The sequence below is a fragment of the Nitrospira sp. Ecomares 2.1 genome, from assembly GCF_965152585.1.
This window is the reverse complement of the sequence record NZ_OZ224219.1, coordinates 321,714-336,428: the sequence shown is the minus strand read 5'-3', so window position 1 is coordinate 336,428 and position 14,715 is coordinate 321,714. Positions and strand designations below refer to the sequence as shown.

Annotated in this window: 13 protein-coding genes; 2 read left to right on the top strand and 11 right to left on the bottom strand. The window is 49.4% G+C overall.

Going from position 1 to position 14,715, the window contains the following annotated elements:
- Positions 1-31: 31 nt before the first annotated feature.
- From ACWHYD_RS01530 to ACWHYD_RS01480, 11 genes are all read right to left on the bottom strand, one after another.
- Positions 32-1,111 carry an OmpA family protein gene (locus ACWHYD_RS01530; RefSeq protein WP_447964185.1) on the bottom strand — a complete coding sequence of 360 codons (1,080 nt, stop codon included), beginning with the start codon at positions 1,109-1,111 and terminating at the stop codon, positions 32-34.
- A gap of 469 nt (positions 1,112-1,580) precedes the next feature.
- Positions 1,581-3,089 (bottom strand): complex I subunit 4 family protein, encoded by a 1,509-nt coding sequence (locus ACWHYD_RS01525; RefSeq protein WP_447964184.1) that lies wholly within the window; start codon positions 3,087-3,089, stop codon positions 1,581-1,583.
- Positions 3,090-3,226: 137 nt separating this feature from the next.
- Positions 3,227-5,404, bottom strand: coding sequence for an NADH-quinone oxidoreductase subunit 5 family protein (locus tag ACWHYD_RS01520; protein WP_447964183.1), 2,178 nt, complete (start codon positions 5,402-5,404; stop codon positions 3,227-3,229).
- Between the two features lie 29 nt (positions 5,405-5,433).
- Positions 5,434-6,903: a complex I subunit 5 family protein gene (locus tag ACWHYD_RS01515; protein WP_447964182.1), complete on the bottom strand. Its 1,470-nt coding sequence runs from the start codon at positions 6,901-6,903 to the stop codon at positions 5,434-5,436.
- On the bottom strand, positions 6,900-7,280 hold the full coding sequence (locus tag ACWHYD_RS01510) for a cation:proton antiporter subunit C (protein WP_447964181.1): 381 nt from the start codon (positions 7,278-7,280) through the stop codon (positions 6,900-6,902). The genes ACWHYD_RS01515 and ACWHYD_RS01510 overlap by 4 nt, the downstream gene beginning before the upstream one ends.
- Positions 7,270-7,719 carry an MnhB domain-containing protein gene (locus ACWHYD_RS01505; protein ID WP_447964180.1) on the bottom strand — a complete coding sequence of 150 codons (450 nt, stop codon included), beginning with the start codon at positions 7,717-7,719 and terminating at the stop codon, positions 7,270-7,272. Before ACWHYD_RS01505 ends, ACWHYD_RS01510 begins: the two co-directional genes overlap by 11 nt.
- Complete coding sequence (locus ACWHYD_RS01500; RefSeq protein ID WP_447964179.1) at positions 7,716-8,249, bottom strand: DUF4040 domain-containing protein; 534 nt, start codon at positions 8,247-8,249, stop codon at positions 7,716-7,718. The genes ACWHYD_RS01505 and ACWHYD_RS01500 overlap by 4 nt, the downstream gene beginning before the upstream one ends.
- The gene (gene mnhG / locus ACWHYD_RS01495; RefSeq protein ID WP_447964178.1) at positions 8,246-8,545 is read right to left on the bottom strand and encodes a monovalent cation/H(+) antiporter subunit G; all 300 of its coding nucleotides are present in this window, start codon (positions 8,543-8,545) and stop codon (positions 8,246-8,248) included. Before mnhG ends, ACWHYD_RS01500 begins: the two co-directional genes overlap by 4 nt.
- Positions 8,546-8,812 (bottom strand): monovalent cation/H+ antiporter complex subunit F, encoded by a 267-nt coding sequence (locus ACWHYD_RS01490; RefSeq protein ID WP_447964177.1) that lies wholly within the window; start codon positions 8,810-8,812, stop codon positions 8,546-8,548.
- Positions 8,812-9,303: a Na+/H+ antiporter subunit E gene (locus ACWHYD_RS01485; protein ID WP_447964176.1), complete on the bottom strand. Its 492-nt coding sequence runs from the start codon at positions 9,301-9,303 to the stop codon at positions 8,812-8,814. The genes ACWHYD_RS01490 and ACWHYD_RS01485 overlap by 1 nt, the downstream gene beginning before the upstream one ends.
- A 477-nt stretch (positions 9,304-9,780) precedes the next feature.
- Positions 9,781-12,807: a DUF2309 domain-containing protein gene (locus tag ACWHYD_RS01480; protein ID WP_447964175.1), complete on the bottom strand. Its 3,027-nt coding sequence runs from the start codon at positions 12,805-12,807 to the stop codon at positions 9,781-9,783.
- Between the two features lie 518 nt (positions 12,808-13,325).
- On the opposite strand from ACWHYD_RS01480, the gene ACWHYD_RS01475 reads away from it, so the two are divergent.
- Complete coding sequence (locus tag ACWHYD_RS01475) at positions 13,326-13,697, top strand: DUF2294 domain-containing protein (RefSeq protein ID WP_447964174.1); 372 nt, start codon at positions 13,326-13,328, stop codon at positions 13,695-13,697.
- Between the two features lie 169 nt (positions 13,698-13,866).
- A complete protein-coding gene (locus ACWHYD_RS01470) occupies positions 13,867-14,535 on the top strand; it encodes a hypothetical protein (protein WP_447964173.1) in 669 nt (222 codons plus the stop codon).
- Positions 14,536-14,715: the final 180 nt, after the last annotated feature.

Sequence of the window (14,715 nt, the reverse complement as noted above, 5' to 3'; positions counted from 1 at the left end):
CCATATCGACTATTGTGGTTCCCGGCTTGTATTACCGGGCCAGCGTTGCAACAGTTTCATTACCCTGAACGACCCGTTCCGGGTACAGAACAATTTCCACACGACGATTTTGCGCTCTCCCCTCCTCGGTCTCATTGGTCATCACCGGTCGCCTATCCGCATAGCCCGTCGCTGAGAATTGGTTGGGATCCATGCCGGTTTGCTCAATCAGATACCGCAATACCGTGGTAGCCCGGGCGGTTGAAAGTTCCCAATTCGTGGGATATTGTTTTTGCAGCTGTCCATAAATGCGGTGGTTGTCCGTGTGGCCTTCAACTTGGATGTTTTTCCCTGGCAAGGTCGCTAACACCTGGCCCACCTGTTTCATGATTGTAAGCCCCAGAGGAGTCAAATCCGCCTCACCGGATTCAAAGAGGACTTGACCCAGCATGGTCAACACCAACCGATCATGGTGTTGAGTCACCACAAGACTTTTGCCAAATTTGTCCTCAAGCGCTTTGGTAATGCGATCGATCTCTTCTCCTACTGTGAGCACTTCATACTTGACCTTCGCCAGTTGCGCTTCCTGAGCCTCTCGAGCTTTTTTGACCAATTCCAACTCATGTTTTAACCGTTCCACTTCCTTGAGCCTAGCTTCCAAAGCCGAAAGCTCCTTCTCCAACAGACTATTCTCTTCACGAAGGTGAGACACCTGGCCAATTTGCCCATCCAAACCCGACCTGATCCTTGAAAGTGCTGCCCTCAAATCTTGGAAATCCACCGGCTCTCCCCCGAAAAGATGATCCGGGAGAGAACCGACTCCTTCCGTGTTTCCGAGTTTCCGGATTTGGGTATACAGCGCTTCGACTTCTTGTTGAACCGCGGCTAGTTGTTCTTCTTTTATTTGATCTTGCACCTCAACGGTATGCTCGAGGGCCATCTTGGTTTCTTGAAGCTGCATGACTTCAGTTTGCTTCTCTTCAACAGCCTGCTGCAACCGTTCAAGTTCCACGGCGGTGGACTCTTGGCTCTTTTCGTATTCTTGAAGAGCACGTTCATGTGATTGCTGACTCACACACCCGACCACACCCGTACACGCCACTGCCACAAGTAAAACATTGATCAGTTTCATGATCTGCTCCTCCACGTTTACCGCCCCTCCTCACCTCAATTTCTCTGCAATCAATGAAACCTGAGGATTCAAGACTGATTGGTACGCATTGGTCTAAATTGATTCGATCTACTTTTCTGGGTACGACACTCATCCTTCCTCTAGTGACTGGAAGGTGCCTCCACCCCCCAAGAGAGCAGAGAAGATTATTCTCGGCATTTTTGACAGGCCACTTGAGAAAACGGCAAGAACACTGTGAAATTTTGGCAAAAACGTCAGAATGGCCTGTCAACATCAAGGTCCACAACTGAGTCTGCGTCAATTCCCAGGGGATTTAGGAGGAAAGATGAAGGGGAAAAATATTGGCAAGAAGGGATTCGGGGATAAAAGAAGTCTGATGGTCATCCCTCGGGGTCACCAACCGAGAAATCTACCAACAGGGGCTTTTCGGAGGAATAATCTCTGTCGCGCCTGCTGCCAGTTAAGTCTTTTACCGAATGGCCACCTCATGGATCATCCCCACCTGATACTGTGCCATATGCTGAGCCAAGTGCGTGACGCTCGAATCCATCATTTCCATAAGTGGTGACGGGTACAAACCGATCCCCAAGATTAATACCGCAAGAGGGATCACCGTGGCCAGCTCACGCATACTGAGATCCGGTAGTTGTGCGATGGTGGAATTTTTTGGTTGTCCCAACACCACCCGCTGGAGCATCCAGAGCATATACGCCGCCGCGAGGACAATGCCCCCCATGGACAACAACACCATGACATAGCTTTCAAAAGACGTTCCGACCAAGACCAAAAATTCACCAATAAAATTACATGTGCCAGGCAGTCCGAAAGATGCCACTGAAAACAGGCAAAAAAGTGCCACAAATCTAGGCATCGATTTTTGCAATCCTCCGTAATCCTGAATCGAACGGCTATGGGTCCGATCATACAATTGACCGACAGCCAAAAAGAGGGCTCCTGTGGTTATTCCATGGTTCACCATCTGCAAGATGGCTCCTTGAATACCATGGTTATTGAACACGAAAATTCCCAATGTCACGAATCCCATATGCGAAATGGACGAATACGCCACCAGCTTTTTCAGGTCCGATTGGGCCAAGGCCATATACCCCCCATACACAATAGCCGCCACGGATAACCACAGGATAAACGGGGCAAAGGTCACTGAGGCTTCAGGAAACATAGGGAGACAAAATCGTAAAAAGCCATATCCACCCATTTTCAAGAGCACCCCAGCCAGCAGGACGCTTCCGGCGGTGGGAGCTTCGGAATGGGCATCCGGTAGCCATGTGTGAAAAGGCAGCATGGGTAATTTAATGGCAAAGGCCAGGAAGAACGCCAAAAATATCCAAAACTGGGCGTCGGGGGAATAGGTCTTCTCCGCCAACGCTAAAATATCGAATGTCCGCCCTCCTTCCACATACAACCCGAGTATCGCCAAGAGTAAAATCAGGCTTCCCGACAAACTGTACAAGACGAATTTGATGCCGGCGGCTATGCGCTGGGGGCCACCCCATAGAATGATCATGAAATACATGGGAATCATGGTGACTTCCCACAACATGAAGAACAAAAACAGATCCAGAGCGGTAAAGACGACGATCATGGCCCCTTCGACCAACAGAATCATCGCCATAAAGGAGCGTACACGGGTAGTGATCGATTGCCAGGAACAGAGCACGCAAAACGGGCAGAGCAAAGTCGTGAGTAAAACCAGGAGAAGACTAATCCCATCCACACCGACAGCATATTGAATATTAAAGGTCGGCATCCATGCCATCCGCTCCACGAATTGCATGCCTTGAATGGAAAAATCGAACTCTTTTAATAGCACCAATGAGAGAGCACCATCCCCCATGGTACACCCGAGAGCCACGCGCCGAATCCATTCCTGATTCTGAATACAGGCGATAATCGCAATGCCCACAAACGGGACGGCAATCATGACACTCAAAAGATGTTCAATAAAGATTGTGTTCATAGTCTCCCCTTCATGAAATGCCGATCATGACACCACCAAAACATGAAAGACGTCCTATCGCTTTTTTTAAACCCAGAGTCCTTGTTTGTTCATGCCGAACGCGTCTTCCCCACATTGCTGAAAAACCCCCTGTTGAATCACACAACAAGCCAAAATAATAGCCCAATGCCTAAAATGAGCCAGAAAATCATGACCAGTAAGTGGTGCTGTAATGTGCGGGGTTCCAATTCCCGCATCAAATTCCCAGTAGTCTCTGCTTGATTCCCGGCACGATTTACATTCTTGTCGAGAACTTTGATCTCGATACTTTTCCATAGCCAGTCGGCGATACCAAGGCTACGTTGACCGATACCTACCACGACCCGATCGACACCTCGAAGATCCACCACCCGCCAAAGCCACCCGGCAATTCCTACGCTGTTTCGACCTAAACCCACCACCAGCCCGTCAATTCCGCGAAGGTCCACCACCCGCCACATCCACTTCGCCGCCAACACCGACACATTCGCGATTCCCATGATCAGGGCGTCAAACACTTTCCGGTCGACAACCCGCCATAGCCATCGGGCAAACCAGATAGTGGGCGCCACAACAAAGGCTTCATACATTTCGTCAAAATACAATTTATTCAGGAAATGGACATACCAGCGCTTGCCCATTTCTGATTGTTGAAACCAGGATCCGGAAAATTTTGTCATGGAAAAGAACCCAACCACGATACCGCATACAGCAACGGCAAAAGCTAGAATACCTTGCAAGCCAGGCCCACTCGAAGATTTTTCTGGTATATACGGCATCCGATGTCCCACGACCGGGGATAGAAATTCGGCAAACCAACTCCATAAGATCAGTAATAGGCTCCCGACAATTCCAATGATCGCCAAGATTCCCAGAAGATGAATGGGGGAAAAGAAACGAGGCTTCATGGCCTGGCTTCCCATTCCATCTTCACGTGCGGTGGATAGAGGTTGATTAAACAACAACAGAGCACCGCGCATGACATACATGGCGGAAAAAAATACCGTCAAAAGCCCCAGTATCCAAAAGGTCCATTGGCCTGAGGACCCCGATTGAATCATCCACAATTGCTCATATGGTCCGAAAAAAATAAGGAAGGGGGGGAAACAGGCTAACACCAATGCCCCTGATACGATTGGCCACAAGGAATGGTTCGAGGACACATGTGGGGAAAATGAAGTTGGTTCATGTCCATGAGAACCAACCACACGAAGCGCATTTCCCGTCGATAAAAATAAAAATCCCTTCAAACAGCCATGGGCCAGCATATGGAAAATAGATAACACAAAAGCCCCGACTCCACAGGTCATGATCATAAAACCGATTTGACCAATCGTGGAAAACGCCAGCATGCGTTTAATGTCCACCTGAGTCAGGGAGACCAGAGTCGCAAAAATGGCCGTGAGGCCCCCAATTACCGCAATGACAGTCATGGCATCAGGCGAAAGTATCACGAGGGGACTCATGCGAACCAACAAGAAGGGCCCCGCATTCACCATGGTCGCGGCGTGAATCAAAGCCGAAACTGGCGTAGGCGCTTCCATGGCAAAGGGTAGCCAGACGTGAAATGGCATTTGTGCGGATTTTCCCATGGCACCCAAGAATAAAAAGAGTGTAATGAGCGTGATGATATGAATCGGGAAGTCCAACCCGATCCAGCCGAACAGGTTGATGGTGTTTCCCTGTATGGATGGGGCTTCCGCTAAAATCGTCTGGATATCCAATGTTCCAAAAGTGGAATAGGTCAGAATGACCCCGAAACCAAACCCCACATCCGCAACCGAATTCACGAGAAAGGCCTTGGTTGCCGCCTGAGCAGATGGCTGCCGCTCACCCCAATGAGAAATCAACAAATAGGAACAGATACCCATGATTTCCCAGAACACAAACATCATGAGCAGGTTATTGCTCATGACCAGCATGATCATCGAAAACGTAAACAACGCGATGACAGCAAAGAATCGGTTATACCGGGGATCGCCGATCATATAGCGGGACGCGTACACATGCACCACGCTGCTCACACCGGTCACCAAGAGCAGAAGCAACACGGTGAGTTGGTCGACATACAACCCCAAATCAACAACCAGGTCGCCAGAATGGATCAGGCGATAGAGAGGGATGGAAAAGGCCCCGTCGGTTGCCACTTGAGCAAACGCGATGATGGAACAAGCGAAGGAGAGGGCCATCGCCGGGATCCCGATTTTATGACCTTGCTCGCCTAGCCAGGGTTTCCCCAGCACGAGAATCAGAACGGCCATCAGAGGAAGGAGGGGAATAAGGATGAGGAATTCCATATCAGAAATACACCATATGCCCAATTCTCCTAAAGCCCAGGCGGAAGCGCATTCTTGAGGAGAAAGCTGACAATGTGATCGCTCATCACTCCCAACACAATGACCCCTACTGAGGTTGCGCCGAGACCAATTCGCACCGCCAACGGAATCTCACGTATGGGAAGAGGCTGCTGGGCGGACCGGTCCCGAAACAGCCGTTCAAACAATTTAGCGAAGTAGGCAAGAGTTAACAGAGTCGCAATCAGCACCGCGACAATGGCTAGGTAGTTCTGCGCTTCCACGGCGCCAAGAATAATATACCATTTTCCAAAAAATCCCCCTGTTGGAGGAATTCCGATCATCGACAGGGCTATGACCACCAGAGCAACCGACATCCATCCCGCTCCTCCTTGCAATCGCCCAAGATCCTCAATTGTGCGAACCCCATACAGGTGAATAATCGCCCCTGCCCAGAAAAACAAACCCGCCTGCATCACAGCATCATTCAAGAGATAAAACACTCCTCCGACAAAACCGGTTTGATTCCCAAGACTAATACCCACCAGAATCAATCCGATATGCGAAAGCCCTCCATAGGCAAACATGCGTTTAATTTCTGTCTGGGACAAAGCCAGGAATGCGCCAACCAAAGCAGCAAGAGCGCCCAACACTCCCACTAAAAACAGAACGGGAATCCGGTAGACTACCGCATGAGCTCCGAGCACCCAAAACATGATACGGATCCATCCATAGAGGGCGACCTTGGTCACTAGCGAAGCCAGCATGGGTGATACGCGGTCCGGAGCATATGTGTAGGCATCCGGCAACCACCCGTGGAGCGGTACCAACGCCATCTTGATCCCCAGACCGATAAACATAAATAACACTCCGACAGCGATGGCCTTAGAGCCCACCAAGGGTGGCACCCGCTGCGCCAGATCCGCCATATTGAGCGTCCCCGTTTCAGCATATAAGTACCCTACCCCCAGGAGATACAGGGAAGCTCCGAACGTGCCTAGAATTAAATACCGGAATCCTGCGACAAGAGCTTTCCCACCAGCCAATCCAACCAAGGCATAGGCACACAAGGCGGATACTTCTAAAAAAACGAAAAGATTGAACAGATCTCCGGCAAACACCATGCCGATCAGACTGGCGATCAATAACAGGACCAGGGTATAAAAAGGGACAATCCGGCTGCCGAGATAGGGAAATAATACCGAGCTGAGGAAGGTGATACATACCAACCCGACGAGACTTAAAGCCACAGTCATGATGCTGGCCAATCCGTCCGCCACCCACTCAATCCCAACCGGGGCCGCCCATCCCCCAAAGTCATAATGAATGGTCCCGTTTTGAAGAACTCCTGCCAGACTGGCGAATGAGACCGGGACCATGGCAGCCAGCACACCAATCGCTAATGGCCGGCACCACTCCCGACGCCTGACACCGATTAATGGTAGACAAATGGCCAAACCGAGAGGTAAGAGGAAAAGGATTACGGGAAGGTGTCGCGTCATTCCATCCTTTTGAGAATTTCTTCTTCGTCCAGGCTGCCGTATTTTTTATAAATGGCATCGGCCAGGGCCAAAGATACTCCCAGGGTGGCAACGCCCACGACAATCGCCGTTAATGTCAGAACATGAGGGAGAGGATTGGCATAGACTTCCGGCTGAATAATCTCCGTAGTGGAGAGCAAAATAGGCACCGTAGCGTCTCGCTTGGCACTTGTCGTGACGAGAAAAAAAATCACACTTGTTTGCATGAGATACATCCCGATGAGTTTTTTCACCAGATTGTACCGGGTCACCATAATATAGATGCCCCACAGAAACAGAAGAACAAAGGCAATATAGTTGGGGCGCTGGAGCCACCCCCCAATCAACTCAAACATCATACTCCTGCTCAGTATCGTGATAGGCCAAGCTGAGAACAATAGAGATTCCGGTCACCGCCACGTCCACGGCCACCCCGATTTGTGCTAATAGAATCCCCATGTACCGACGTGCCGGAGCATCCAAACCCGGAATTTCCAAATTGGCATAGTTGAGAAATTCCCCACCTCCGATGAGACATAAACCACCCACTCCCACAAAAATAATCAATCCGATCCCATCGCCATGCAACACCTTTTCTACCAGACGCCCCTGAGGGGACTTCAGCCCAAACACCAAAAAGGCCAGGATCATACTGGTCGTCCAAATGACGCCAGCTACAAATCCTCCTCCCGGGCCGTACTGGCCGAAGAACAAGACATAAAAGGCAAATAACTGTGCCAGAGGAATGAGCAATCGACTCATGCTCTGAACAATGATGCTGTCATGGATCTGTTTCATGAGCCTGGCTCCCTTAATAACAACGCACAGGCAATGCCAGCCGTAAAAATCACCACGGTCTCAATCAACGTATCAAATGCCCGATAGTCCATCAGCACCGAGGTGACCACATTCGGCGTGAGCGTGTCCGCATAGCTATTCTGTAAGTACACAGGAGAAATATGCACGTTGGGCGGTGAGGTCGGGTCGCCAAACTGAGGAAGATCATTAGCCGCGAGTAACAACAACAGGCCCAACAAGGGCAACCCCAGCACTCCTGCCAGAGGAGGAGGGGGACGACGAAGGCGGCTATCTTTTGGAGCGGTATCAAACAGGGTGATGAGGAACAACACGGTGCCCAACCCAGCTCCAATAACCGCTTCCACAAATGCCACATCCACCGCACCCAGCCAAGCCCAAACCAGAGATAGGAAAAAACTATACGACCCGAGAATAAACACTGAACTCATCAATTCCTTGACCAAAAATGTTGCGCTGGCGGCCGTCAGGACCAGGAGTAACAGCAAAGCAATATTCACTGAATATATCATGGGTCTTCCTTCGTCTGAGGTTTGAGGCCTGCCCGATTGGCCGCTCGAATGGTGGCATGAGCAATGACGGGATTTAACAGGATGAGCAAGACCAGGACGACAAGGATCTTCAGCATATTGATCCCGAATCCCTGGTACAAAGCAAGGCCCGCGAGGACGCAAATGGCACCAAGGGAATCAGTCAGGGAGACCGCATGGGATCGCGTAAACACGTCGGGAAGGCGTAGCGTGCCAATTGCAGCTACAACTAAAAAAAATACCCCTACTAGAATTAACCCGATGGCAAGAACGACCATTTAGGGTGTCCCTCGTTGCTCAAGAAATTTGGCAATAGCAAATGCTCCAACTAAATTGAGAAGTGCATACCCCGTGGAGATATCCACGAACATCTCTACACGGTCATAGACTGTTCCCATCACAACACCCAGAATGATGGCTTTGGTCGAAATTCCCGCTAACCCTAATACCCGATCAAACACGGTGGGACCCTGAATCACCCGGTATAGATACACGAGAATCAGAAAAGACAACGTGATTAATAAAAACAGAAAAAAATCACGCATCAGTGATTCGTATCTTCCTGAAAGACCCAGGCGAGTTTACGCTCCATCCGACCTGTCGTGAGGTCCTTTGCTGCTGTCTCATCTATCGCATGCACCAGAAGCGTATTGCCGTTGGCTTCAACGGTAATGGTGCCAGGCGTCAAGGTCACAGAATTTCCAAGCAAGACAATGGCACCCCTATGCTTTAAATGAGACTGATAGGTAATGAGTCTGGGATTAATGGGTAATGAGGGATTGAGAATGAGTTTCGTCAAGTGCAGACTACTCTCAACAATACGAAGAAAGAGCCAGGGGCTATACAGGACGACACGAGCCCATGGAAAATTATGGAAGGGAGAATGAGGGAATCCCGTGTTTAACCACGCCACTCCACAAGATGCCATGAATCCAAGTACGAGGTGAAAATTGTCGTACTTGCCCGATAACACAAGCCAGACACTAAAAAGGGCCAAGGTGTTAGCGATAAATTGTTTCGGATAAGAAGACTTCATCCTGCGGTATTCTCAGACCAAAATCTGAACTCAATGAATCCGATTCGGTAAAAAAAAAGCCAACCATATGTTTTTCGAATGAGGTATTCAAAAAACCTGGTTGGCATGTACTGTCTCCAGCCTATCGTAACAAACAAAATGCTGGGAACCCTACGACCATGATGCAACTGACATTCCGGAAAACGGGATGCTCCCACTCTCCCTACTTGGTCTGCGCCAAATACAAAGAGGAGCCTCATCCTTTTCAACAACCCACAAGCCTCTGACCTTATACCAGGCACCCTCTTCCATCCACAACTGCGAATCAAGGGAAAGGTTCGATTGAAGTCTTTTACCCAGCCTACTTAGGACAACTGGATCCTGTAGGTGGATCCGAAATTCCTACGAAACAAACATCTCGCATCAGAGATGATGCGTGATTGCTCAGCCATTCCAAACAGGGCAAAAGTAAAAATGAATTCCCTTCCCATTGCAAAATCATATAGTAGTCGTGACGGGTTCCCAGGTTGAATCCGAGAGATATCGTGAAAATCCTTTGGAATCTGGATCAAACGCTATGACATTCATCCATTGGTTATGGAAGACATGTTGAAGCAATGTATGCTTCTGAATGATGGACCGGATTCGATCCGGCGGTGCCTCAATGATGGCGAGCAAGCGCATGGGTTCATGATAATGCCGCGCCCCATCATTTACTGATTGAAGGGGAAGGCCTTTTTGCAGATCACTTTGACTCCCCAACATCACCCCAACTCCGCCAACCATATTGTGAATGACCTTGCTTCCACTCCCATAGGCCCAAGGATCCACCCCGGAAAAGTAATACGTTAAGCTAATCAATTCACCCACGATGAGGGGTGCGGTCATGATTTTTTCAAGAAGGCTTCCATCAAGATCGGATCCGGGATCGTAGGAATGCAAAAAAACTCTCCCTTCCAAATCCAGCCCCTTGGTAAGGGCCCGCCTTCCAATCAAAAAGGCAGCGTTCCCTGACAATCCCCATTCAGGACGAGAATTCGCCCAATCCATGCTCCGTTGCCTGACATGTTTAAACGCTTCATTGGGAGACACGGCTGTCGGAGCGCCGGGAATTCGTCCACATCGTTCCAATGCCTGATGTGTGCCAGCCTGCTCCAAGTCTCTCACCAACAGTCCTAATTCCTCTAAATGGATAGCAGGAACATCGACAAGGTCATACAACATCACTTGATCTGTGGTGGTGTTATGTTTGGCGGGAAGAAACCAGGTGTCCTCCGGAATAACCAGCCCATGATCGTTCAGAATCTGTCGGACCTCTGGATTATTGGCCATGGCCGAAAAGGCACGAGCATTCGGGTCACCATGACTGCCCCCACATGCCCCACAGTCCAGGGCCGCGTAATAGGGATTATTATCGGATTGGCTTCCATGACCGCAAACCATCACAAACCGTCCAAAATTTTTCGTGAGCCCGATCACACGCAATCCACCCTCCACAAAGGCCGCTTGCTCCAATGTGGTAAAACCTTGTGCCAGTTCTCCCACAGGGGGATTTTTATGTTCGTCATCACCTGAAGGCTCAACAGGAATGTGCGTGACAACGGTGCTCCCCAACCACTGGTGCAACCACTGTTTGATGGCATCGAAGGAGGTTCGAAAGAGTGTTTTTCCGACCAATCCAACACTAAAAAAGATTCCTAACACATCAATCAGCATAAAGGAGGCAAATGGATTGTGTTTCAGATCGTGAAAGAGGTGATGACTGAATTGATGCCATCTGGTTCCGGAAAGATAGCTCTTCACCCTTTCATGCTGCCCCATTCGGGGAACTTCGATCACTTCCGCTTTCGGTGTCAACAGAATTGGACACAATGCTAAGTGGTCGTGGCTATCAAATGCCACATGACTCATGGGCACCCCAAAAAATCCCGCATACCCAAATGTTTCATACGGTCCCTGAGCTTCAAGATGACGACGAAACGATTCTGAGCGGGCATCAATACAAAAAATCCCTTGCGCCCGAGGCCGTTGATTGCTAACGGGAGCCACAGCCTGATGTCCGCTGATGTTCCTCAGCAATGACTCACGATAGACGTCCTCATACGCTTCAAGCCATACCGGTCCATGTGAAGATTGGGGAAAGAGATCCAACCATTCCAATAAGGTTGACGTGTCGCTATAAGACAATTCGTGTACCTCAATTGGGGTCAGTTCCAAAAACTGAGCCAGGTGAAAAAGACGCCAAGCTTGATGGCACACCGCCTGATCATTAGCAACAGTGGCGTGAGAAGAAGAGAGACTCAACGCCTGTTCATGCGTACCCTGTTTGTTCCAATAGGCAAGGAGTCCAGGTAACGTCCCCTTGATGCCCCATTCCCGTTGGCAAAGGCCCTCCACCATTCCCGATTCATAAAAGAGCCGGACGGCCAGATATTGCAGAGGATCAATGGGGTAATGTTGCTGGGCGGGATACCCAGGATGGTCTCCACGCCAGCGAATAAACCCTGCCCAACCTGGCAATTGAGCCAGATGACGGCAGAGATACTCTTGCCAACGTTCCTTCGGGATATTGAGATTCTGCAGATGTTTGCACAACATCTCTTCCGGTACGTCGGATAATTCGCGAAACTTTTGTCGAAGATCGGGAATCCCGAGAAATTTGCCTGAGAGGTCCCCTTCGGCCAATTCTCGCCATGCAGCAAAAAACCCCTTATCTCTTGAAGGCATACTCCATCCCGCAACACCTTCGTCTACAAATGCCGCAATCCATTTGATCATGTGCGTATTAATGGTCTCAACCAGCGCGCTCCCCGTCTCACTGTCCAGCCAATCACTCAGCGTTCGGTCTTTAGGTAAGTCAACTGTGACAGAATGGGCCTCTTTTCCTGATAGATGGGAGCTCCGACCAAGGTCCGATGCATGGAAAGAACCCTCACCCGACACAGGGTCGAACAATTGGCAGGCCGCCAACGAACTTTTCCAGAGGTTGTGCAGATAGGCCGATTCCGGATCATGTCGGCACTTCTCGCACTCTCGAATAGTTCGGTTAATAATGGATGTTCGAGAATTCTCCGGAAGATCAGATCGAAATCGTGTGTTCAGACCTTCTAGTTCCAGTGTCCACGTCAGCAGCACAGCAGGTAAAATTTCAATCCCGTATATAGCATGAATGCGCCAGACATCTTGGACATGAATGCTACGGTCACCAACCTGCACAGTGGTTCGAGACGGCAGGGGAGGTCCTACGCGCCGAAGAGCCTGGTCAATGGCCGAAAGAGTGATTCGACCTTGATGAAAAAGTTGGCGATACTCTCCAACAGGCAGAAACCCCTTGGCACCCAACAACTGATTTGCGGCCTCGATCGCACGGGCAAATGGTAAATGCTCAAGGTCTCGAATGGGATTATAATAGGCAAATGATTTCATCGGCCAATATGGACCGATGGGCTGACACGCCTCATCAACGATGTCTCGAAGCCATTTCCAACTCTTCACGGATAAAGGATCTTGCTCAACCTTGTTCATTGCCCCATTTCCACTTTTTTTAGAGCACGGATGCCTACCATCCTCAAATCAAGTCATAGAGAAACCATTTGTGCTCTCACCGGATAAGATAACGGGAATCAGGGTGAATTGGCAGAGGGGAAAACCTGACAGGACCATACACCCAACTCATGAGAGATGTCAGTCAATTGTGCAGTACTCGATTAACTCAATTGACAATAAAAAAGCCAACCGAAGGACGCCCCCTTTTACTGTCTTCAGGAGTTCACCCGATTGGCTTATTCTAACGCTTTTCACTATCACATGGTGAATGATGCAGGCGATCCGACAAACCCGTTCTACGGTCAAATTCAAAAACAGCACAGAGACCACTCTGCTTGAACATTCGAGAAGAAGCCCTTCCTCTTCTTGACCTCACATCAGTTTTACGCTTATATCAGGGGGACAGGTTGTTCCTCAAGTTTCCGTGATTTTCTTCGGGAATGCGCAAACACCCGATTTTGAAGGGGAAGATCGCTCTTGCCAGAAAGCATGACCGCATGAAACACACTGTCACACGAGGGGAAATGGAATCGGCAATTCGAAATGCCATTATTAAATTTGAGCAGGAATTCATGGGCCGCGGCCCCACCGATGTTCGAGCTTCTATACTCCGTGACACCATTCTCATTCGGCTCAAGGGCGTTCTTACGCCAGCTGAACGCCAGCTGGCCAAGAGTGAAGAAGGCATTGGAATGGTCAAGCAGATGCGCCAAAATCTCATTTCCCAAGGAAGAGAGCAACTGTGTCGGGAAATGTTGGAAATCACCGGAGCGGAAACGACTGCTTTATTTACAGATATCGATACCCGAATCGAAGAACGCATCATCGTCCTTACTTTAGATCGGGATTTGGAGGCAACCTTTCGCTGAAAACCATCGATTGAGAGATCAACCACCTTGCTATCTGTAAATGGCTGGGCTAATTGGACCGCTTTCTTGACTGAATTCACGACTCTTTCTGCGTTTCCATTCCTGGCTTATTTGGAGACAGAAATGTTTTACTCTTGACTTCTCAGGAATTTAGCTTATCTTTGAAGGTATGAATCCAGAACGCATGTTAACCCATGATGAGAAAAAAGCCTCCGAGGCGGCCTTTCGGGGACTGCCGATGAATGATTCATGGACGGATTCCGCCAAAGCCGTCTATGAAGGTCTTCTTCAAGCATTAGGGAAGACACCTTTGAGCGATCTTGCTCCTTTAGAAAAAGACGACACCGACTCCCAGGATAGATCTAACCTTTTACCTTCAAACCTCTCTGAATCATCCCAGTTAGCTCTTTCCCTGGGCTCAGGAGATATCCCTTCAGAATTTGAATCACTCCCGATTGGATCCCGCAAAGAAGCCATTGAATCTGGGATACTCAGAGATGTTACGACTATTGCACAAAGCGTAGGGCTGGATTTCTGTGTGGGCATGACCAATCCGCTCTGGGACAAATACATTACACCTTCTCCAGATTATCCTAAAGAACTTATTCAAACACGCCTACGCGATACGCTGGTGGCTGTCCGCCTCCGGTTGGCCATCCTGAAAACACCAACTCCCCTGGTGGATGTTCCCATCTTGTTACAGTTTTCTCCTGAACCGACCCCTCAGCTCTGCCTCACCTTCGCACTCTTTCATAAGGATCCGGTTGATGGCGATTGCTTGCTCCTGATTCATCCAGGCGAGGTCTTCGCAACCCGCCAAGCATTTGAGAATAATTAACCCGTTTTCCTCCCAGGTCTCTGAACATTCTTGAAGACAAGAAATGTCTTCTTTTAATTTCAAATCGATACGTGACGTGATTTTCGCCACCCGATAATTCTAAAAATAGTCCATCAGGATAGGGCTAGAACGCACAGCAACGAGAGATGCGGCGAGAGACAAGGGAGGCGTGAGAAGCCA

Coding starts and splice junctions, on each gene's coding strand:
- ACWHYD_RS01530 (WP_447964185.1), bottom strand. CDS start 1,111: ATGAAACTGATCAATGTTTTACTTGTGGCAGTGGCGTGTACGGGTGTG.
- ACWHYD_RS01525 (WP_447964184.1), bottom strand. CDS start 3,089: ATGAACACAATCTTTATTGAACATCTTTTGAGTGTCATGATTGCCGTC.
- ACWHYD_RS01520 (WP_447964183.1), bottom strand. CDS start 5,404: ATGGAATTCCTCATCCTTATTCCCCTCCTTCCTCTGATGGCCGTTCTG.
- ACWHYD_RS01515 (WP_447964182.1), bottom strand. CDS start 6,903: ATGACGCGACACCTTCCCGTAATCCTTTTCCTCTTACCTCTCGGTTTG.
- ACWHYD_RS01510 (WP_447964181.1), bottom strand. CDS start 7,280: ATGATGTTTGAGTTGATTGGGGGGTGGCTCCAGCGCCCCAACTATATT.
- ACWHYD_RS01505 (WP_447964180.1), bottom strand. CDS start 7,719: ATGAAACAGATCCATGACAGCATCATTGTTCAGAGCATGAGTCGATTG.
- ACWHYD_RS01500 (WP_447964179.1), bottom strand. CDS start 8,249: ATGATATATTCAGTGAATATTGCTTTGCTGTTACTCCTGGTCCTGACG.
- mnhG (WP_447964178.1), bottom strand. CDS start 8,545: ATGGTCGTTCTTGCCATCGGGTTAATTCTAGTAGGGGTATTTTTTTTA.
- ACWHYD_RS01490 (WP_447964177.1), bottom strand. CDS start 8,812: ATGCGTGATTTTTTTCTGTTTTTATTAATCACGTTGTCTTTTCTGATT.
- ACWHYD_RS01485 (WP_447964176.1), bottom strand. CDS start 9,303: ATGAAGTCTTCTTATCCGAAACAATTTATCGCTAACACCTTGGCCCTT.
- ACWHYD_RS01480 (WP_447964175.1), bottom strand. CDS start 12,807: ATGAACAAGGTTGAGCAAGATCCTTTATCCGTGAAGAGTTGGAAATGG.
- ACWHYD_RS01475 (WP_447964174.1), top strand. CDS start 13,326: ATGAAACACACTGTCACACGAGGGGAAATGGAATCGGCAATTCGAAAT.
- ACWHYD_RS01470 (WP_447964173.1), top strand. CDS start 13,867: ATGAATCCAGAACGCATGTTAACCCATGATGAGAAAAAAGCCTCCGAG.